Origin of the sequence: Mesorhizobium sp. M0626 (assembly GCF_040320665.1) — a bacterium.
Taxonomy (GTDB): Bacteria; Pseudomonadota; Alphaproteobacteria; order Rhizobiales; family Rhizobiaceae; genus Mesorhizobium.
On record NZ_JAMYQD010000007.1, the window covers coordinates 1 to 19369 of the forward strand.

The 19369-nt window shown below is 62.4% G+C and carries 20 protein-coding genes and 2 pseudogenes; 16 read left to right on the plus strand and 6 right to left on the minus strand.

The window, feature by feature from the left end; genetic code table 11:
• Window positions 1-134: 134 nt before the first annotated feature.
• Window positions 135-812, minus strand: coding sequence for an MIP family channel protein (locus tag NKI37_RS10055; protein WP_352794427.1), 678 nt, complete (start codon window positions 810-812; stop codon window positions 135-137).
• Window positions 813-1131: 319 nt separating this feature from the next.
• Between NKI37_RS10055 and NKI37_RS10060 the strand changes: the two genes are divergently transcribed.
• From NKI37_RS10060 to NKI37_RS10090, 7 genes and pseudogenes are all read left to right on the plus strand, one after another.
• Complete coding sequence (locus NKI37_RS10060; RefSeq protein WP_352787495.1) at window positions 1132-2421, plus strand: RsmB/NOP family class I SAM-dependent RNA methyltransferase; 1290 nt, start codon at window positions 1132-1134, stop codon at window positions 2419-2421.
• Between the two features lie 84 nt (window positions 2422-2505).
• Window positions 2506-2946, plus strand: a complete 441-nt coding sequence (locus NKI37_RS10065) for a TspO/MBR family protein (protein WP_023667723.1) — start codon at window positions 2506-2508, stop codon at window positions 2944-2946.
• Window positions 2947-3030: 84 nt separating this feature from the next.
• Window positions 3031-3489 carry a PaaI family thioesterase gene (locus tag NKI37_RS10070; protein ID WP_352787498.1) on the plus strand — a complete coding sequence of 153 codons (459 nt, stop codon included), beginning with the start codon at window positions 3031-3033 and terminating at the stop codon, window positions 3487-3489.
• Complete coding sequence (locus tag NKI37_RS10075; protein WP_023695121.1) at window positions 3486-4154, plus strand: 5'-methylthioadenosine/S-adenosylhomocysteine nucleosidase; 669 nt, start codon at window positions 3486-3488, stop codon at window positions 4152-4154. Before NKI37_RS10070 ends, NKI37_RS10075 begins: the two co-directional genes overlap by 4 nt.
• 55 nt (window positions 4155-4209) lie before the next feature.
• Entirely contained in the window at window positions 4210-5787 is a 1578-nt protein-coding gene (gene guaA / locus NKI37_RS10080) for a glutamine-hydrolyzing GMP synthase (RefSeq protein WP_352787500.1), read from the plus strand.
• Window positions 5788-6078: 291 nt separating this feature from the next.
• Window positions 6079-6356: pseudogene (locus tag NKI37_RS10085) on the plus strand (Arm DNA-binding domain-containing protein); the annotation flags it as partial.
• A gap of 195 nt (window positions 6357-6551) precedes the next feature.
• Complete coding sequence (locus NKI37_RS10090) at window positions 6552-7094, plus strand: protein TonB (protein WP_352519028.1); 543 nt, start codon at window positions 6552-6554, stop codon at window positions 7092-7094.
• Here the strand turns inward: NKI37_RS10090 and NKI37_RS10095 are convergent.
• The 3 genes from NKI37_RS10095 to NKI37_RS10105 all read right to left on the minus strand — a co-directional run bounded on the left by NKI37_RS10095 (window position 7087) and on the right by NKI37_RS10105 (window position 9194).
• The gene (locus NKI37_RS10095; RefSeq protein WP_502896302.1) at window positions 7087-7377 is read right to left on the minus strand and encodes a MucR family transcriptional regulator; all 291 of its coding nucleotides are present in this window, start codon (window positions 7375-7377) and stop codon (window positions 7087-7089) included. The genes NKI37_RS10090 and NKI37_RS10095 overlap by 8 nt on opposite strands.
• A gap of 245 nt (window positions 7378-7622) precedes the next feature.
• Window positions 7623-7796 (minus strand): Rossmann-fold NAD(P)-binding domain-containing protein, encoded by a 174-nt coding sequence (locus tag NKI37_RS10100; protein WP_352787504.1) that lies wholly within the window; start codon window positions 7794-7796, stop codon window positions 7623-7625.
• A 51-nt stretch (window positions 7797-7847) separates the two neighbouring features.
• Window positions 7848-9194: a family 1 glycosylhydrolase gene (locus NKI37_RS10105; RefSeq protein ID WP_023667728.1), complete on the minus strand. Its 1347-nt coding sequence runs from the start codon at window positions 9192-9194 to the stop codon at window positions 7848-7850.
• 917 nt (window positions 9195-10111) lie between these two features.
• On the opposite strand from NKI37_RS10105, the gene NKI37_RS10110 reads away from it, so the two are divergent.
• From NKI37_RS10110 to NKI37_RS10140, 7 genes are all read left to right on the plus strand, one after another.
• The gene (locus NKI37_RS10110; protein ID WP_023681814.1) at window positions 10112-11326 is read left to right on the plus strand and encodes an ROK family transcriptional regulator; all 1215 of its coding nucleotides are present in this window, start codon (window positions 10112-10114) and stop codon (window positions 11324-11326) included.
• Complete coding sequence (locus tag NKI37_RS10115) at window positions 11323-12576, plus strand: M20 family metallopeptidase (protein ID WP_352462144.1); 1254 nt, start codon at window positions 11323-11325, stop codon at window positions 12574-12576. Before NKI37_RS10110 ends, NKI37_RS10115 begins: the two co-directional genes overlap by 4 nt.
• Window positions 12577-12607: 31 nt before the next feature.
• Window positions 12608-13669, plus strand: a complete 1062-nt coding sequence (locus tag NKI37_RS10120) for a substrate-binding domain-containing protein (RefSeq protein ID WP_031194643.1) — start codon at window positions 12608-12610, stop codon at window positions 13667-13669.
• 68 nt (window positions 13670-13737) lie between these two features.
• Window positions 13738-14799, plus strand: coding sequence for a substrate-binding domain-containing protein (locus tag NKI37_RS10125; protein WP_352742392.1), 1062 nt, complete (start codon window positions 13738-13740; stop codon window positions 14797-14799).
• Between the two features lie 35 nt (window positions 14800-14834).
• Window positions 14835-15803, plus strand: coding sequence for an ABC transporter permease (locus NKI37_RS10130; protein WP_023686847.1), 969 nt, complete (start codon window positions 14835-14837; stop codon window positions 15801-15803).
• A 12-nt stretch (window positions 15804-15815) separates the two neighbouring features.
• Window positions 15816-17015, plus strand: a complete 1200-nt coding sequence (locus NKI37_RS10135; protein WP_023818638.1) for an alanine racemase — start codon at window positions 15816-15818, stop codon at window positions 17013-17015.
• Window positions 17016-17024: 9 nt separating this feature from the next.
• A complete protein-coding gene (locus NKI37_RS10140; protein WP_023686849.1) occupies window positions 17025-17768 on the plus strand; it encodes an ATP-binding cassette domain-containing protein in 744 nt (247 codons plus the stop codon).
• Window positions 17769-17791: 23 nt separating this feature from the next.
• Here the strand turns inward: NKI37_RS10140 and NKI37_RS10145 are convergent.
• Window positions 17792-18045 (minus strand): annotated as a pseudogene (locus NKI37_RS10145) (MBL fold metallo-hydrolase); the annotation flags it as partial.
• Here NKI37_RS10145 and NKI37_RS10150 point away from each other — a divergent pair.
• Complete coding sequence (locus tag NKI37_RS10150; protein ID WP_155922419.1) at window positions 18005-18169, plus strand: hypothetical protein; 165 nt, start codon at window positions 18005-18007, stop codon at window positions 18167-18169. The pseudogene NKI37_RS10145 and the gene NKI37_RS10150 sit on opposite strands and share 41 nt — an antisense overlap.
• 151 nt (window positions 18170-18320) lie before the next feature.
• Here the strand turns inward: NKI37_RS10150 and NKI37_RS10155 are convergent, their stop codons facing one another.
• Entirely contained in the window at window positions 18321-18650 is a 330-nt protein-coding gene (locus NKI37_RS10155) for a GMC oxidoreductase (protein ID WP_023740511.1), read from the minus strand.
• A gap of 120 nt (window positions 18651-18770) precedes the next feature.
• Here NKI37_RS10155 and NKI37_RS10160 point away from each other — a divergent pair, with 120 nt between their 5' ends.
• Window positions 18771-19304: an ABC transporter permease gene (locus NKI37_RS10160; RefSeq protein WP_502882089.1), complete on the plus strand. Its 534-nt coding sequence runs from the start codon at window positions 18771-18773 to the stop codon at window positions 19302-19304.
• Window positions 19305-19369: the final 65 nt, after the last annotated feature.

Consider the following 19369-nt stretch of genomic DNA (forward strand, 5'->3'; position numbering starts at 1 on the left):
ACGGGGGGGGCTCGCTCCCTCCGGTCCTACCCGGTCCCCCCCCTCCCGCGTGCCCCCCCCCCCTCCAACACCCCCCCCCCCACCCCCGGGCCGGGCCCGCGCCCCCCCCCCCTTCGTTTTCGCAGGCTTCGAAATCAGTCCTTTTCGAATTTGCGTGCCTTGGGGACGACGCCAGGGATTGCGCCGCCGATCAGCGGCGCAACGATGAACAGCCAGAGCTGGCTGAGGGCTGCGGCACCGGTAAACAGCGCCGGGCCGATCGAACGCGCCGGATTGAGCGAGGTGCCGGTCACCGGGATCATTGCGAAGTGCAGTCCGGCCAGCGTCAGGCCGATGACCAGGCCGGCGAACGCCGTCGAGTGCTTCTCGGCGGTGACGCCGAGGATGACGGTGACGAAGGTGAAGGTGCCGATCAGCTCCCACAGGAAGGCCGAACTCGTCCCCCATTTCGCCACGTCCCAGCCATTGGCGCCGAAACCGGTGGTGTGCCCGCCGGTCTGGCCGGAGACGATGATCCACAGCGCCAGCGAGGCCAGAATGGCGCCGATGATCTGCGCGATCCAGTAAGGAATCACACCCTTGGCCGGCAGCCGGCCGGCAAGGAAGACGCCGAGCGTGACGGCCGGGTTGAGATGTGCGCCTGAGATGGGACCCACCGCGTAAGCCGCCGCAATCAGGCCGATGCCGAACGCCAGGCCGATGGCTTCCTGGCCCAGCGGCAAGTCGGCGAGAAAGCCACCCGTCGCCACCGACGCCGTGCCGATAAACACCAATAGAAATGTCCCTAGAACTTCCGCAAGATACGTTTTCATTGCCCTCTCCTCGTATCGATCCGTCGGTCCGCTTTTCCGCGCCGCGAATCATGGCGCAAAGAGTATTCCCAACGCAAAAGCTTGGAAAGCAGAGCAATTGCGCCACAGATCGTGCTTACGGCGGCCAGTTACCAACATTAGAGACCTTGCATATATTTGAGATTTGTTATCGCCGGCGGGCGGACATTTGCCGGCGGGGAAAATCGTCGGCCGCGAGCGGAAGGCCTCGTCGCCGCGAAATTCAAGCGGGGTTCAATCTCGACGCGAAACGCTCTAAGAGCAGGCCGAAAGATACTGTGCTCGATAGATGGAATGACGAATGCGACTGGGCGGACGGCTGGCGGCAGCCATTGAAGTGCTGGACGACATTGGCCGGCGCCACCGGCCGGTGGCCGATGCGCTGAAAGATTGGGGCCTGTCGCATCGCTTTGCGGGCGGCGGCGACCGCGCGGCGATCGGCAACATCGTCTACGACGCGCTGCGCCACAAACGTTCCGCCGGCTGGCTTTTAGGTGAAGACACGCCCCGCACCATCGGCTTCGGCGCGCTGCTCATCGAATGGGGCCAGACGCCGCAATCGCTCAACGATGCGCTCCAGGGTGACAAGTTCGCGCCGCCGCTGCTCAGCGCCGCCGAGTTGCAGGCGCTGGCCGAGCGCCGGCCTGAAGACGCGCCGGAGGCGGTGCGGGCGGACATACCCGACTGGTGCGCGCCGCTCTTCGAACGATCCTTTGGCGCAGACTGGGTTGCGGAAGGGGCGGCTTTGGCGACCCGCCCGCCGCTCGACATCAGGGTCAATACGCTGCAATCCGACCGCGCCAAAGTGCTGGCCGAACTCGCCGACACTGGCGCCAAACCGGCTGCTATCGCGCCGCAAGGCATTCGCATCCCGCCCATCGACGGCGACGGCAGGCACCCGAACGTACAGGCCGAGCCGGCCTTCCAGAAAGGCTGGTTCGAGGTCCAGGACGAGGGTTCGCAGATCGTTGCCGCCCTTGCCGGCGCGCAGGCCGGCATGCAGGTGCTCGACTTCTGCGCCGGCGCCGGCGGCAAGACGCTGGCGCTGTCTGCGGCGATGGCCAACAAAGGCCAGGTCTTCGCCCATGATGCCGAAAAGGCGCGACTGGCGCCGATCTTCGACCGCCTCCGCCGTTCGGAAAACCGCAACGTGCAGGTCGTCACCAAGCCGGCTGAACTCAGCCCCCTCGTGGGCCATATGGACATTGTGCTGGTCGATGCGCCCTGCACCGGCAGCGGCACCTGGCGGCGCCGTCCCGACGCCAAATGGCGGCTGACGCAAAGACAGCTCGATGCCCGCAAGGGCGAGCAGTCGGCGATCCTCGACGCGGCCAAGGCCTATGTCAAACCGGGCGGCCTGCTGGTCTACATCACCTGTTCGGTGTTCGACGAGGAGAATGGCGAGCAGATCGCTGCCTTCCGCGAGCGGCACAAGGGCTTTGTCCCGGTCGATCATCGCGCGCTCTGGGATGTCAGCTTCCCCGGTCACGCAGCGGCCGCCCGGATCGGCAAGACAAGCGATATCTCGCTGTCGCCGGCGCTCAGCGGCACCGACGGGTTCTATTTCTGTGCGCTGCGTGGGGCGAATTGACGCTGCGATTTACAGGCTGACATAGCGCCAGTTGCAGATGCGCGGCGTCGGCCGCCAGACGGGGTAGAATTCTTGCAAAGATATGTGTCGCCTCTGCTTTTCCTCATTCTGGTGCTCGGCAGCGGCCTGTTGATCGGCTATGCGACGTTGCCGGGTGAATGGTATGCCTCGCTCGCCAAGCCGCCCTTCAACCCGCCCAACTGGGTCTTCGCGCCGGCCTGGACGCTCCTTTATGTCCTCATCGCCGTAGCCGGCTGGCGGACATGGGAGCGGGAACGAGCAGGCGCCGCGATGAAGATCTGGGCCCTCCAGCTTGTTCTGAACTTCGCGTGGTCGCCGACTTTCTTCGGCGCCAAACTGGTGGGGCCGGCACTGGTCGTGATCCTGGCTCTTCTCGCCAGCATTGCGCTGTTCATAGCCACGGTGTGGAACCGCGACCGGGTTTCCGGATGGCTGTTTGCGCCCTATGCCCTATGGGTGGCCTTCGCCACCTTGCTCAACGCGTCGCTGCTCCTGTTGAACTGAGTGCTTTGCTGCAGTGCAGCAAAAGCATTTGCGTGGCGTTCAGGCGTCTGCGATAAGCTTTGCAGATAAATCAGGGCGATGGCCATGGCAGCAAAGATCGTACCCGCACCCGATTGTGAGGACCGCGTCAGGGCGTCGTTCGCCCACCAGCAGGCGATGGCGACCATTGGCGCCGAGCTGACCCTTGTGACGCCGGGCATCATCGAGATCGAAATGCCCTATTCCCAGGCACTGACCCAGCAGCACGGTTTCCTGCATGCCGGGGTGATTTCGACGGCGCTGGACTCGGCCTGCGGCTATGCCGCGTTCTCGCTGATGCCGGAAAATTCCGGCGTGCTGACCATCGAATTCAAGGTCAACCTCCTGGCGCCCGGCCGGGGCGAACGCTTCCTGTTCCGCGGCTCGGTGACCAAACCCGGCCGCACCATCATTGTCGCCGATGGCCAAGCGTACGCCTTTGCCGCCGATGGCGAGGCCAAGCTGATCGCGACCATGACCGGCACGATGATGACGGTGGTTGGCCGTGACGGGATAGCGGGATGATGGCCAGCGTTACGAGAATTGGCGGCAAGGATGTCCTTTTCGTCATGGCGGCCAAGGCCGAATACGGTCCGCATCTGCAAAAGCTGTTCACCCCGCTGATGACGGGTGTCGGCCCGGTCGAGGCAGGCGTGCGGCTTGGCGCCGAATTGTCTCGGCTGAAGCCGGAAAAAGCGCTGCCCGATATCGTCGTCTCGCTCGGCTCCGCCGGCAGCCGCACGCTTGAGCAGACGGAAATCTACCAGGCGGTCTCGGTCAGCTATCGCGACATCGACGCCTCGCCCTTGGGCTTCGAAAAGGGCGTGACGCCGTTTCTCGACCTGCCGGTGATCGTGCCGCTGCCGTTCAGGATTCCTGACATCAGGCAAGCCACGCTGTCGACCGGCGGCGCCATCATTACTGGCGCCGCCTACGACGCCATCGCCGCCGATATGGTCGACATGGAAACCTTCGCCTGCCTGCGCGCCTGCCAGCTGTTCGATATCCCGCTGATCGGCCTGCGCGGCATTTCCGACGGCGCTGCCGATCTGCGGCATGTCGGCGACTGGACCGAATACCTGCATGTCATCGATGAGAAGCTGGCGGATGCAGTCATGCGCCTCGAACAGGCCATCGGGTCGGGCACGCTGCGCAAGGAGCCGCCTGCGGGCGAGCCTGCACCGCTCTGAAAGTCGGGTTACGCAACCCATTGCGCCGACTCGTTTCTTTCTCTAAAGGCTCGCCATGACGACAGCCAATCATTCCGACACCGTCCTGGCGGACACCGTTCTCATCATCGATTTCGGCAGCCAGTTCACGCAGCTCATCGCCCGCCGCATCCGCGAGGCCGGTGTGTTTTCCGAGATCGTGCCGTTCCAATCGGCCGAAGCTGCCTTCAAGCGCATCAATCCAAAAGCCGTTATCCTGTCGGGCGGTCCCTCCTCGACATCGGACATCGGCAGCCCGCGCGCGCCGCAGATCGTCTTCGATGCCGGCGTGCCGGTGCTCGGTATCTGCTACGGCCAGATGGCCATGTGCGTGCAGATGGGCGGCGTAGCCGAAAGCTCGAACCATCGCGAATTCGGCCGTGCCTTCGTCGAGATCGAGAGGGACAGCCCGCTGTTCGAGGGCCTGTGGGCGCCAGGCCAGCGCCACCAGGTGTGGATGAGCCATGGCGACCGCGTCATCTCGCTGCCCAAGGGGTTCGAAGTCTTCGGCAAGTCGGAAGGCTCGCCCTTCGCCATCTTCGGCAATGTCGCGCGCAAGATGTACGGCATCATGTTCCACCCCGAAGTGGTGCATACGCCGGATGGCGCCAGGCTGCTGAGAAACTTCGTGCACAACATCGCCGGCATCGAAGGCGACTGGACGATGCGCGCCTATCGTGAGCACGCGGTCGAGACCATTCGCAAACAGGTCGGCAAGGGCAAGGTGATCTGCGCGCTGTCGGGCGGCGTGGATTCATCGGTCGCTGCCTTGCTGATCCACGAAGCGATAGGCGACCAGCTGACCTGCATTCTTGTCGACCATGGCCTTATGCGCAAGGACGAGGCGGCCGGCGTCGTGGCGATGTTCCGCCAGCACTACAATCTGCCGCTGATCCTGGTCGACGCGTCTGAAAAATTCATCTCGGCGCTGGAAGGCGAGTCCGACCCCGAGAAGAAGCGCAAGACCATCGGCCGGCTGTTCATCGAAGTGTTCGAGGAAGAGGCCAAGAAACTCGGCGGCGCCGATTTCCTGGCGCAAGGCACGCTCTATCCCGACGTCATCGAGAGCGTCTCCTTCACCGGCGGCCCGTCGGTGACCATCAAGTCGCACCACAATGTCGGCGGCCTGCCGGCGCGCATGAACATGCAGCTGGTCGAGCCGCTGCGCGAACTGTTCAAGGACGAGGTGAGGGCACTGGGCAAGGAACTCGGCCTGCCCGAAAGTTTTATTGGCCGCCATCCGTTCCCCGGACCAGGCCTTGCCATCCGCTGCCCCGGCGGTATCACCCGCGAAAAGCTCGAAATCCTGCGCGAGGCCGACGCCATCTATCTCGACGAGATCCGCAAGGCCGGCCTCTACGACGCCATCTGGCAGGCTTTCGCCGTGCTGCTTCCGGTGCAGACCGTCGGTGTGATGGGCGACGGCCGCACCTACGAATTCGTCTGCGCCCTGCGCGCCGTGACGTCCGTCGACGGCATGACCGCCGACTTCTACCACTACGACATGGCTTTCCTCGGCGCGGCGGCCACCCGCATCATCAACGAAGTCCGCGGCATCAACCGCGTCGTCTACGACGTGACGTCAAAGCCGCCAGGCACCATCGAGTGGGAGTGATTCAGGCCCACTCAAACGCCGCCGAAATATGCCGATCTGCGATGTAACCTACTGAAAACAAAAATAAATCCTTCACGGACAATCAGCGACAATCGGTACGCAAAGATTAACTTTGACGGACCGGTTGACGGACCCTTCCGCACATTGCCCACCCGAGTTTTTCCAAGTACCGTAGGAGCCAACGAGGCTCGTGACGGTACTTTTTTCTGCCTAAGGCATTGAAGAAAAAAGGAATTTCCTGCCACGCAGCCTCGAAATTGTACTGACGGTACTTTTCAGAAGGCAATGGGTATGCTGACGGATGCCGCCCTTAAGGCACTGAAACCAAAAGAGAAAATCTATAAGATTGCAGACCGTGACGGCATGTATGTCCGCGCGATGCCCAGTGGTGCGATCTCCTTTCGGCTGGACTACAGGCTCAACGGAGGCCGCGAGACGGTCTATCTTGGCAGGTATGGACGGGACGGAATCTCGCTTGCCTCAGCCGGGAGAAGTGTCTCGACGCGAAGCGCGCTATTGGCGAGGGACGGTCGCCGGCGATAGAAAAGCAGCGCGACAAGCGCCGAGTTGTCACCCCGATCTCCGGCCGACTTCAGCGCCGAAATGGCTACCAAACCAAAGCGATGCCCGGGCCTTCAAGGCCTCTTCTTATTCCGGCCAAGCCGGCCCGGAGCGCCGCATTCACTCACATCCCTTGAACCTGAGTGCAGAGTTGCCGCATCGAAGCCATTTGAGCAGCCGAGTTCGCGCCCGAACCCGTGCTGGTGCTGGCGGTCGTATCGCCAGCTGTATTCGAGGATCCCGACGTGCCGGTGGTTGTACCCGAACCAGTGCTGTTGCTGGCCGTGGTGTTACTGCCGGTCGAACCAGAGCTGCCTGAAGTGCCGGTGGCTGTGCCAGAGCCGGTGCCGATACTCGCCGTTGTATCACTGCCGGTCGAAGCCGAGCTACCTGACGTGCCGGTCATTGTGCCAGAGCCAGTGCCGTTACTGGCCGTCATTCTCGAGCAGTCGGAGCGAACCTGTGCCTGCTGTTCAGAGCTCAGGGACGACCAGTTCTTGCGGATCTCATCCTGCGACAGAAGTCTTCCCGAATTGGCGTCGCTGAAGAATGAGCCGGAGAGCTTGCTGTCCCAGCCGCTCGGGATACCGCTTTGGCCGGAGCCGGACGTAGAGCTCATACCCGACCCGGCCGATGAGCCGGACGTTCCGTTCGTGCCGCTGGATGTTCCCGACGACTGCGCCAAGGCCGCGGTGGCGAGACAGAGAGAGATCGCTGTAGCTGTCAAAATCTTACGTTTCATGTGAGTCTCCTTTGGGGTTCGACGCCGTTGCGGCGTCGAATCCTAATCCCGAGGAAAGGCACTTGTTCCTGTAAAGAGTGGAATTCAATGTCATGATCCTTGTGCACCAGCCTTGGGTCTCCAATGCGATGCCGGAGCGCCTCAAGGACGACTGACGCCTCAGGCGAGAGCTGTCCGCCCACTGGGGTGTTATAGGCGATATGCAGAGCGCTTCCCGAATGGTTGGGTGCCACCATCGGGTAATTGCGAGGCAGGTTCCATTTGGTTCGGTAATCGTCCGGAGTCATGCCCAGTCGGCCAAGGTGCAATATCCGTCGCGTCTCGGTTAGAGACAGGAGGGTGGCCTTTGCCGCAGCGTATAGCTTGACATGCGGAGCTCGTCTCGACCGCGCACACTCAATACGTTTACGATGACGCCGCCAGATGTCATATGAGCGAATGCCTTTCGGGCGAAATAAATTGCGCCCAGCAGGTCGACGCTCAGCACCTTCAGCCAGACCGCGCTAGTGAATGCCTCAATGGTTAAAGATTATCAGGCCGGCGCGTTGTTGACGATTATTACCAACCTGCCGAACGCGTGAGCGCAAGTCGACAGCACCGTGATAGCGGCCTCCCCGGCGCGCCCCTTGTCGAACTGATGCGCGCCTTCTCGACCTTGCCTCCACCCACGTCGGCTCACCCGTGCACCTTCGGTGCCCAACCGCATGGCGATGGCCAGTCCAATGCCGCTTGCAGCACCGGTTACAATGCAGTCTTGTTATCCAGGCGCATCGGGTTCGACCTCTTTCTGGGGAGCAGCAAGTGGTTCAGTCCAGCCTTCAGCGACCCGATCCACGCTCAGCAGGCTGCGCGCATAATCCTGTTGCGCGCGAACAATGGCATCGTCTTGCTGTGAGGGAAGAAAGACCGGCAAAGCAAGGCAGACACTTTGTGTGGCCAACAGCTTGTTCCAGTTCGCGATCAGCGCCTTGAAAGCGCGCCCCACCGCCCTCGGATTTCGGTCGAGGTCATAGAGGCCGAGCGGATTAATCCGTCCGTTGTTCTCCCGAAGCGCACTGTCCCAGTCCACCTGATCCGTCAGCGAGTACCAGGTGAAGCCTACGATGGGGATGCCATCGTTGCGGATCCGCAGCACGTTGGCCCACTCTTTCCACAGCCAATAGACGGCCTCGTCTCCATTGGGGCCTTCGCTGATGTTGGTCTCCGTATGCATTACGGGAAGCCGGTAGCGGTTGAAGTACTGCCGCGTGATCTCGTCATAGCCAAACACCTCGCCGGACCCGGACGTCGTTCCGTCTGCCCAAACCCGATGTTCGTTGGTCTGGTAATAGTCGGTGCCCATCACGCAATGCCTGCGCAGATGGCTTTCCAGGAAGAAACTGTATTCTTCGGCCGTCATCCCGTTTTCGAGAAGATAGCGATAGGTGTGCGCGTCGACGTCATGACCGTAGTTGAGGTCAAGCGACAGGAAACGCTCGCTGTTGAACCGTTCCGCTCTGCCGACCGCCTCGGGAGAATCGGCGTGGAAGTATTCCGAGGATTCGCTCTGAATGAAGATGGCGTCCGGCCGCACCTCGAGAATCGCCCGCATGGCAAGCACGTTCGCCTTCACGATGTGCTTGAGGGCGGTGACGAAAGCAGTGTCGCTGCTCAGTTGTTCGTTCCACCATCCCCAGCGGGCCGAAAAGGTGGCGCAGATGAACATCTCATTTATTGGGGTGAAGAGCTGGATCCACGGATAGCGCATCGCGAAATCCCTGGCGTAGTGCTCGAATAGTGTCGGAAAGTCCGGGTTCTGGAAGTTGCCAATCCAGTCCGGCACGCCAAAATGGCAAAGGTCGACGATCGGAAGAATGTCTTTCGCCTTCAGGTCCGCGAAGGTCTCATCGGCGAATGCCCAATCATAACGTCCGTCACCCAGCCATGTTTTGTGGATGGGAGGTCCGTAGCGGAGGAAATGCACCCCGAGATCCTGGACCAGTTCGAAGTCGGTGCGCCATCGTTCGTAGAAGCGGCATTTTTCCATTTCGTCGACGCGCTCCCGGCCTTGTCGAATGGTGGGGGTGCTGTTCTCGATGCCGGTGGCAAACATGAACGTGAACATTGATGGTCCTTAGCCAAGGCGGAGATGCCCGCGCTTGGTCAAACGTTCAGTGCTCGACGCAGTTCCTGCAAGACTGCTTGTCAAGTTCGGTGGGCGCCTGACAACCACGTGCCTGCAAGTGCTATTCACAGTCGGTTGACCGTTCGTTGCGAAAGGCAACGGCACATGGCGGAAAAGCCTTCGAACCGGCTTTTTGCCAAAGCCGGAGAATGGCTGGTCGAGAAGGTTCAGCGGCGATTTCTCCAGCCTCACCCGGCCATTCGGAAAGATGGCGCTACGCTCGTGATTGTGAGCAGGGGCCACCCAGGCATAGGCGGGTCGAGATTGGCGGAATTCTATCCCACGGTTCAAGCGAGCAGCTTGCGCCGAATATGATCGGACTATGCTGGACGGAGAGGTCGGCTTCGGGCCAGCCCAGTTGGCGTCAAACGGGTCTTTGCGAGTTAAGGCGGTATGGTAGTTATCCACGTTTGCAAACTGCAAACGGACGTTCCGCTGCCGGCCCCATTTGAGCCATTCACTGGGACGCAGACCCGCGGTACATCACCGATATTCTCGAAGCCAATAGTTGGTCTCGTTCATCGTCCCATGGTTCGACAGACCCATACGAGAGAATACGAGAGATATGGACCGGCGAACCATCCGCTGTATTGATCTCCTGTAGAAAACAGTGCCCCTCAGAGACTAGCATGATCGTTATTTGTCAATGCGCTGCGAAGCTGTTCGCCCAATTGATTCAAGAAGCTGATCCAGCCACTCCCTGACCGCATTTATCTTCTGCCGAACGGCAGCACCGCGCCTGAATCCTGCCTCCGGATCAATGTTCGCGTGCAAAAACGGCCGCTCGCGAACATACATTGACAGGTCCAGTTCCGAATAATAAGTTCGGTCATAGAACGAATTAACGGGAGTTCAATGTGACTGACCTGCCGCGCATATCCCGTCAGTTCTCACAGCGCTCCGTGATGGAAGCGATCGTCCAGGGCGGGCCGATCTCCCGCGCCTCGATCGCCAAGCTGACGGGCCTGTCGAAGCAGACCATCTCCGAAATCATGCGCGGGCTCGAGCAGGAGGGCTGGGTCCAGGAAACCGGCCGCACCAGCGGCCATGTCGGGCGCACCGCCGTCACCTACGAACTGGTCCACGACGCAGCCTATATCATCGCCGTCGACCTTGGCGGCACCAAGGTGCGGGTCGCGCTGACGGACCTTGCCTGCCAGATCTTTGCCGAAGCCGCCACACCGACCGACCCGCGCGGCGGCCAGTTCGTCGTCGATCAGATTGCAGCGCTGGCCTTCGATGCCGCGGCCAGACAGCACGTCGCGCGCAAGAAGATACGCCTGGCCGTCATCGGCGCGCCTGGCGCTCCTGACCCGGCCACCGGCCGCATTTTAATGGCGCCGAACATTGCCGGCTTCGACACAATGAATGTGCTGGATGCCTTCGAAGAAGCGCTCGGCGTCGCGGTGATGATCGAGAACGACGTCAATCTCGCGGTGCTTGGCGAGAACTGGCTCGGCCAAGGCCAGGGCATCGACAATCTCGCCTACATCGCGCTCGGCACCGGCATCGGCAGCGGGCTGATGCTGGGCGGCCATCTGGTGCGGGGTGCTGGGCACGCCGCCGGCGAGATCGGTTTCATGCCGATCGGGGCCGATCCCTTCACCGAGGAATCACTGCGCACCGGCGCATTCGAACGCGCGGTGGCCACCCACGCCATGACCGATCGCTACCACGCTCTCACCGGCAGGCAGGTCTCGGTGCCGGCAATATTCGAGAATGCCGCGCTTGGCGACAAGGACGCGCTCACCGTGCTCGACGAAACTGCCCGCCATCTGGCGCAAGGCGTTGCGGCAATCGCGGCAATCGCCAATCCAGAAAAGTTTATCCTGGGCGGCTCGATTGGGTTGCGGCCCGAAATCCTGTCCAGGGTGCAGGCGCTTCTGCCGCTATGCTTCCCCTATCCGGTCAGGGTCGAGGCGAGCGAACTCGGCGCACGCGCAGCCCTCATTGGCGCGGCGGCAATCGGCCTTGGCCAGTTGCACAACACGCTGTTCGGCGTCGACGCGCCTGATGGCCGGATTTCGCTGCCGCCTGCCCAGGCCGCCGCCCTGAAGGAGGCCGCGATATGACTCACGATATTACCGCCCGCCTGCAGGCAGCGCTCGACCGCGACGACGCACTAACGCTGTTTCGCCGCGCCATCGGCCGAGAGAGCATCACCGGCAACGAAGCCAACTTCGTCGACTTCCTAGAAGCCAGGATGCGCGACCTTGACCTCAGCGGCCTGACCAGGACGGAATTTCTTCCCGGGCGGCCCAACATCTGGGGCGAGCGCAAGGGGTCCGACCAGGGAAAGCGCCTGCTGTTCATGGGCCATACCGACACCGTCCATGTCGACGGCTGGCGCGAGCATTGGGCAGGCACCGAGCGTGAGGATCCGTTCGCCGCCCCGATCATTGATGGTGCTGTCTGGGGCCGCGGCTCAGGCGACCTCAAGGCCGGCATCACTGCTTCGCTGGCGGCACTCGCGCTACTCGACAAGGCAGGCGTTCGCCTCAAGGGCGACGTCGCCTTCGCTTTCATCGGCGACGAGGAGAGCGGCCAGCCCGGCACCGGCATTTCCGCCGGGATCAAGCACTTCGTCGGACGCATCGAGACCGGCGAGGTCACAGCACCCGATTTCAGCGTCTATGTCGAGCCGACCCGCCTGGCCGTTTATGCGGCGCAGATCGGCTTCTTCATCACCGATATCTCGATTACCGGCAAATCCGCCTATTTCGGTGTGCCAGAACTCGGCAAGGATGCGCTCCGTGCAAGCCATGCCGCGATGACGGCGCTTTGGAAGCATTCGGATGAGGTCGCCGCGCGCGCCGAGCACAAACTGGTCGGGCGCGGCTTCCTGCTTATCACCGGGCTTGCCGGCGGCGGCTACATTGCCGTTCCCGAGCGCTGCACGCTCTCGCTGATCCGTAAGCTGTTGCCTGGCGAAGACCTCGACACCGCCGCCGCCGAGATCGAGGCTGCCGTGCGCGGCGCGATCACCGATCCGGATATTTCGGTAGAGTTCGCCTACCCCGCCGGCCGCGACCACAGGCTGGGCGGCACCGCTGCCGAGATCGGCGAAACGCGGGCGGAAGTCGCCATGCTGTCCGACGCGATGGCCGGCGCAATGAGCGGACGCGGCGTCATCGAGGGCGCACCGTTCTGGTCGGAGTCCCCCTTCATCATCAATCAGCTCGGTATTCCTGCCGTCTATTGCGCGCCCGGCGACATCAGGAATTGCCACACATTCGAGGAGCACGTGGATGTCGAGGAATATTTCGCCGGCATAGTCGGCTTCGCCGCCTTCATGGCCCGCTATTGCGGCGTGGCCGACTGAACCACCAACGAAGCAAAATGGGAGAACTGACATGCCGATGAAGACACTGATCGCCGCCGCCTTTGCCGGCGGATTGATGCTTGCCGCCAACCCAGCTTTCGCACAGACGGTCGGCCCGCAGGGCGAGAGCGCCACGCCGAGCGCCGACGTGATCCTAAGCGATGCCGACATCGCCGCGCTCAAGGACAAGGGCTACAAGGCTGCCTTGCTCTGGCACACCTCGTCCGATTTCACCAATGCGGTAACCGCCGGCGCCACCGACGAATTCGCCCGCGCCGGTATCACCATTGCGGTCAAAACGGATGCCCAGTTCGACTCCGCCCGCCAGCGCAGCGACATCGAGACGGCGTTGGCCGCCAAGCCCAACGTCATCTTGGCGCTGCCGCTCGACCCGGTCACCTCGGCAGAAGCCTTCCGCCAGGCGGTCAAGGACGGCACCAAGCTGGTGTTCCTGTCCAACTTGCCCAAGGACTACAAGCAGGGCACCGACTACGCTTCGATCGTGACTGACGATCTATTCCAGATGGGCAAGCAGGCTGCGGACGCGATGGCCAAGGCGATCGGCGGCAAGGGCAAGGTCGGCTACATTTTCCACGACGCTGCCTACTACGTCACCAACCAGCGCGACCAAGCCTTCAAGACCACCATCGAGAAGGTCTATCCCGACATCAAGATCGTCGCCGAACAGGGCATATCCGACCCGGCCCGCGCCGAGGAACTGGCCAACGCGATGCTTTTGCAACATCCCGATCTCGACGGCATCTACGTGACCTGGGCCGAGCCGGCCGACGGCGTGCTGTCAGCGCTACGCGGCGCCGGCAACGCCAGGACCAAGATCGTCACGCTCGACCTCGCCGAGCCGGTCGCGCTCGACATGGTCAAGGGCGGCAATGTCGCAGCCCTCGTCGCCGACAAGGCCTATGAACTCGGCCGCGCCATGGCTGCTTCCGGCATGAAGTCGCTGCTTGGCCAGCCGACACCAGCCTTCGTCGTCGCCCCGGCCCTGACCGTCACCAAGGAGAATGTCGCGCAGGGCTGGAAGGACTCGCTCAACCGCGACGCGCCGCAGCCGGTGCTCGACGCGTTCAAGTAAGGCTCTCGCTCCGGCGCGGCCCGCCGCACCGGAGCTTTTCTTCGACACAACAAAAAGGGAACCGGGACATGCGCAAAGCATCTGTAATCATAACGACGGTGGCGAGCCTGCTAGCCATGCACGCCTTCGCCGCCGAAGGCGTCACCACAGGACCGAATGGTGAAAAGCCGGTGCCGGCGAGCAGTCTTACGCTGACGCCAGCCGAAGAGCAGCAGATCAAGGACGGCAAGTTCACCGCCGCCCTCGTCTGGCACGAGATGAGCGAATACACCAACGCCGTCAATGCCGGCGCCCATGACGAATTCAAGCGCCTCGGCATCGAGGTGGTGGCGCAGACCGATGCCGGTTTCGACGCCGCGCGACAGAAGGCCGATATCGAGACGGTGATGGCCAAAAAGCCGTCGATCATCCTGTCGCTTCCCGTCGATCCGGCGACTGCAGCTTCGGTCTACGATCCGGCACGACAGGCCGGCGTCAAGCTCGGCTTCGTCGACAATTCCCCGGCCGGCTACAAGCAGGGCAGGGACTATGTCACCATCGTCTCCGACGATCTCTTTCAGATGGGCAACAAGGCCGGCATCGCCATGGCCGAGGCGCTCGGCAAGAAAGGCAAGGTCGGCTACATCTTCCACGATGCCGACTTCTACGTCACCAACCAGCGCGACCAGGCCTTCAAGAAGACCATCGAGCAGGACTATCCCGATATGAAGATCGAGGCCGAGGCCGGCATGGCCGACCCGGCGCGCAGCGAAGACATCGCCCAGGCGATGATCACCCAGCATCCGGACCTGGACGGCATCTATGTCACCTGGGCCGAACCGGCGCTGAGCGTGCTTTCGGCCTTGCGCGGTGCCGGCAACACGCACACCAAGATTGTCACGCTCGACCTCAATGAGCCTGCCGCGCTCGACATGGTCAAGGGCGGCAACATCGCGGCCCTCGTCGCCGACGAGGCCTACAGCATTGGCGTGACGCTGGCGCGCGCCTCGGCAGGTTCTCTGGTCGGCAAGAAGGCCGAACCATTCTATGCCGTAGATTCCATCGCCGTCACCAAGGACACGGTGAAGGACGGTTGGAAGAAGTCCCTCAACAGGGACGTACCGGCGGCTATCGCGGACGCGGTGAAATAGGCTCGAGGCGAAGCGCTCACCACCGGAGGAATAAAATGTCCAGTGCCAACACCAGCGCCGGTAGCAGCTTCGCCAGCCGCTTCAATCTGCAGCAATATGTCGTCTACCTCGGTTTCCTGGCGATCTTCCTGTTCTTCGCCATTGTGCTGAGGGACAGCGGCTTCCTCACCGTCCGAAACTTATCGAACATCGTGTTGCAGACGACGCCGGTGACGATCATGGCCATCGGCCTGGTCTTCGTCATGTCGGCCGGCGAAATAGATTTGTCGATCGGCTCGATCGTGGCGGTGGCGGCCCTTGCAGCCGCCGTCACCATCAACGCGTACGGCATGCCGGCAGGGATAGTCGCCGGCCTCGGCGCCGGCCTGCTGATCGGCGTCATCAACGGCGTGCTGGTGGCGTATGTCAGGCTGCCCTCCTTCCTGGTGACGCTGGCGACGCTCGGCCTGTTCGCCGGCGTTTCGCGTTCGATGACAGACCTTCGCTCGATCTCGGTGACCAACGAAGCGTTCACCGGCTTCTTCGGTTCCGGCTCGCTGCTCGGTGTCCCCTCACTCGTCTGGTGGTCGGTGATTGCCGTGGCCATCGGCCACCTGGTGTTCCGCGAAACCCGTTTCGGCGCGCATGTGCTGGCGACCGGCGACAATGCCCGCGCCGCAAGCGTATCGGGCATCAGCGTGCCCAGGATCAGGCTCGCCGTGCTGACCATCAGCGGCGGGCTCGCCGGTCTTGCCGGCTTGCTCTATGCCGGTCGCCTGCAGGCGGCGAAATATACTCTCGGCGAAACCGACCTGATGACGGTCATCGCCGCCGTCATCGTCGGCGGCACGCTGCTCAATGGCGGCAAGGGCTCCGTGGTCGGCGCGCTGGTCGGCTCGTTGATGATGGGCATGCTCAACAACGGCCTGATCCTGATGGGCCTGTCGGTCTCCGACCAGATGATCGTGCGCGGCCTCATCATCCTGACCGCAGTCGCCGTGTCGCTGCGCGAAAAGAACCGCTGAAGGAAGCCATCCATGTTTCTCGACATTTTGCGCCGCCGCAACCCCGCCTTCATCGAATCAGCTATCCGGTTGCACCAGCAAGGTAAGCTGCCGGCCAATGCTTATGTGCTCGATCTCGACACGGTTGAGGCCAATGCGCGGGTTCTCAAGAGCGAGGCCAACCGCAACGGCCTGAAGATCTTCGCCATGACCAAGCAGGTCGGCCGCTCCTCGTCGTTCTGCCGGGCTGTGATGCGCGGCGGCATTGACCGCGCGGTCGCCGTCGACATGGCTTGCGCCCGCGCCACCCACAAGGCAGGCATGAAGCTTGGCCATCTCGGCCATCTCCAGCAGGTCGCAAAATTCGAAGCGGCGGCTGCGGCGAAAACCTTCAAGCCGGACTACTGGACCGTGTTCAATGATACCAAGGCTGGGGAAGCGGCAACAGGCGCCAAGGCGGCCGGCTATGTGCAGCATCTGCTGGCCCGCATCGCCGCCGAAGGCGATATCTTCTATCGCGGCCATGAAGGCGGTTTCAATGCCGCCGACATTATCGATGTCGCCGACCGGCTGGATGCCGTCGAAGGCGGCCGTTTCGCCGGCATCACCACTTTCCCTGCTCTGCTGTTCGACCATGCTTCGCGAAAAGTGCTGCCGACCCCCAATCTGGCGACGCTCGCGAAAGCTGCGGAAGCGCTGGCTAAGGCAGGCCGCAAGGACATTGAGATCAACGCGCCGGGCACCACGTCGAGCGTTATGCTGGCGGCACTCGCCGAGGCCGGCGCGACGCAGTGCGAGCCCGGCAATGGACTACATGGCACCACCGCGCTGCATGTCATGGAAGATTTGCCGGAGCTGCCGGCGGTGCTCTATCTCGCCGAGGTCTCGCATCTCTCCGGCGGCAAGGCCTATTGCCTTGGCGGCGGCTTCTACATCGATCCGATCTTCCCCGACTACGACGTCAAGGCGATCGTCTCGGCTGAACCGACAACGGCAGGCTCGGCACTGCGCAGCGTCGAGGTGCCGCCGCCCTCGGCGATCGACTATTACGCCATGATCGATGCCGCCGGCGCGAACGCGCCGAAGCCTGGCGACAGCGCCGTGTTCGGCTTCCGTGGCCAGGCCTTCGTCACCCGCGCCCATATTGTCGGCGTGTCGGGCATTTCGACGGACAATCCGAAAGTGGAAACCATCGAGAACGGCTTCGGTGAACCCTATGCCTGGCCAGTCTAGGAGAAACACATGACGGTGAGCGCGCCCATCCTTCAGCTGCACGACATTCGCAAGAATTTCGGCGGCATCACCGCGATCGAGAGTTTTTCGCTCGAGGTTTTCCCGGGCGAGATCGTTGCACTCGTCGGCGACAACGGCGCCGGAAAGTCGACGCTGGTCAAGATCGTCTCGGGGGTCCACCCGCCCTCGTCCGGCACCATCGTCATCGAAGGAAAACCGGTGACGATGTCGAATGCCACCATGGGGCGCGCGCACGGCATCGAGGTCGTCTACCAGGACCTGGCGCTGGCCGACCAGCAGACGGTCTACATGAACATGTTCCTCGGCCGCGAGCCGCTGAACCGCCTCGGTTTGCTCGACCGCCGCCGCATGATCGACGAGACCGAGAAACTGGTGAAGGAACTGGACGTGCGCATCCCCTCCGCCCACGCCACTATCCGCGATCTCTCCGGCGGCCAGCGCCAGGGCGTTGCGATCGCGCGCGCCACGCATTGGGCAAGCAAGCTGATCCTGCTGGATGAGCCGACGGCGGCGCTGGGCGTTGCCGAAACCGCCCGGGTGGAGGCTATCGTCCAGTCGCTGAAGCAGCGCAATGTCGGCATCCTGATCATCAGCCACAGCCTCGACCAGGTCTTCAAGCTCTCCGACCGCATCTGTGTTCTCAGGCGTGGCAAGCAGATTGGAATTCGCGAGACCGCGAAGACCGATAAGAACGAGATCATTGCCATGATCACCGGCCTGCAGCAGCAATAGCAGGAACCTCTCTGAGAGCCCCCGCCCGAGATCCGGATGTTGTCGGCAATCACGCGATCGATCAGCTTGTGCCGCGTGGTGATCGCCATCGGCCCGTCCTGGTCGTAGCTGCCTTGCCACTCCGGATGCGGCGCCAGCAGCGCTGGCACATACATCGTGTCGGCCGAAATCATGCGCTGTTCCTTGCCGTAGTTTGCGAGGTAGACCGAGTGGCCGGGCGTGTGGCCGGCGCAGCGATGATCTGGAAGCCGGGCGCGACTTCGGCGCCGTCATGGATGCTGCTGGAACTGCTGCGTCTGGTGAAGCTGCCTGCATCGCCTGAATTTCTCCAGGCGTATCCGCACCAGCTTTCTGGCGGCCAACAGCAGCGCGTTGGCATCGCTGTCCCAGTCTCGATTTGATAGGACCTATGCAATGTATGGCGGCGCCGACATCACCGTGCCGCCCGGCGGAGTCAAGCTGTCCGGTTTCGGTCGCGACAAGTCGCTGCATGCGCTGGACAGATACACCGTCTCAAAACAGCCTGGATTTCTCTCGGCTGCCCGTTTTTCGCTAAGCGCTGCCGAGGATGAAATCGGCGCAGCGGTCGGCGATCATGATCACCGGCGCGTTGGTTTTGCCGCTGATGAGACGCGGCATGATCGAGGCGTCGCAGATGCGTAGGCGCGGCACGCCGCGCACGCGCAATTGCGGGTCGACCACCGCCTGGTCATCGCTGCCCATCCGGCAGGTGCCGCAGGGGTGATAGACCGTTTTGGCGTGTTCGAGGATGTGGTCTGTTATGGACTGATCGGAAAGGTCGGCGGCCCCGCCCAGCGACAGCTCCTCGGCGATCACCGCCTGCAGGGCCGGCTGACGCAGGATGGTGCGGGCGATCTTCATGCCGGCGAGCAGCAGGGCAACACCAAGATGCGACGGCAGGCTTTCCCTACGAAACCCGCTTCGAGGATCTGGAATATCTCACCACCGGTCGCACCGATCTGGTTTCGGTTCTTACCAACAATGCCTACCTCCATTCCCATTCCTCATTCTTTTGTCTTCCTGCTTGTCCTGGCGGCGGTGATGTTGGTCGTTCTGCACCGTACCGCCTTCGGACTATACCTCTACGCCGTCGGCAAAAATGAAGAGGCCGCGCGGTTTTCGGGAATCCGTACCGGCCGGGTTATCATCTGCGCCTATGTGATCTGCGCCGGGCTGACGGCGCTGTCATCCATCTTTCTCGCAATGTACACACGCTCGATCCTGCCAAGCTCGCACGGCAATTTCTACGAGCTCTACGCCATCGCCGCCGCCGTCCTTGGAGGGTTCTCGTTGCGGGGCGGGGAAGGCTCAATCATTGGTGTGGTGCTTGGAACGATCTTGCTGCAGGTGCTTCAGAACCTTGTCAATCTTCTAGGCATTCCCTCCTCACTCAACTTTGCCGTGAGTGGATCGGTGATCCTGATCGGGGTACTGGCCGACCAGGAATACACAGAGTTTCGAAAGCGCCGCGAATTGATGCGGGGCCGGCTCGCAACCGCCGAAGGCAGGCTGTGATGCCCGAGCCGGTGAAATAGATTGTTCACGGCAGTTGCGATCGCCGACCGGTTGGCTGCTTGCGC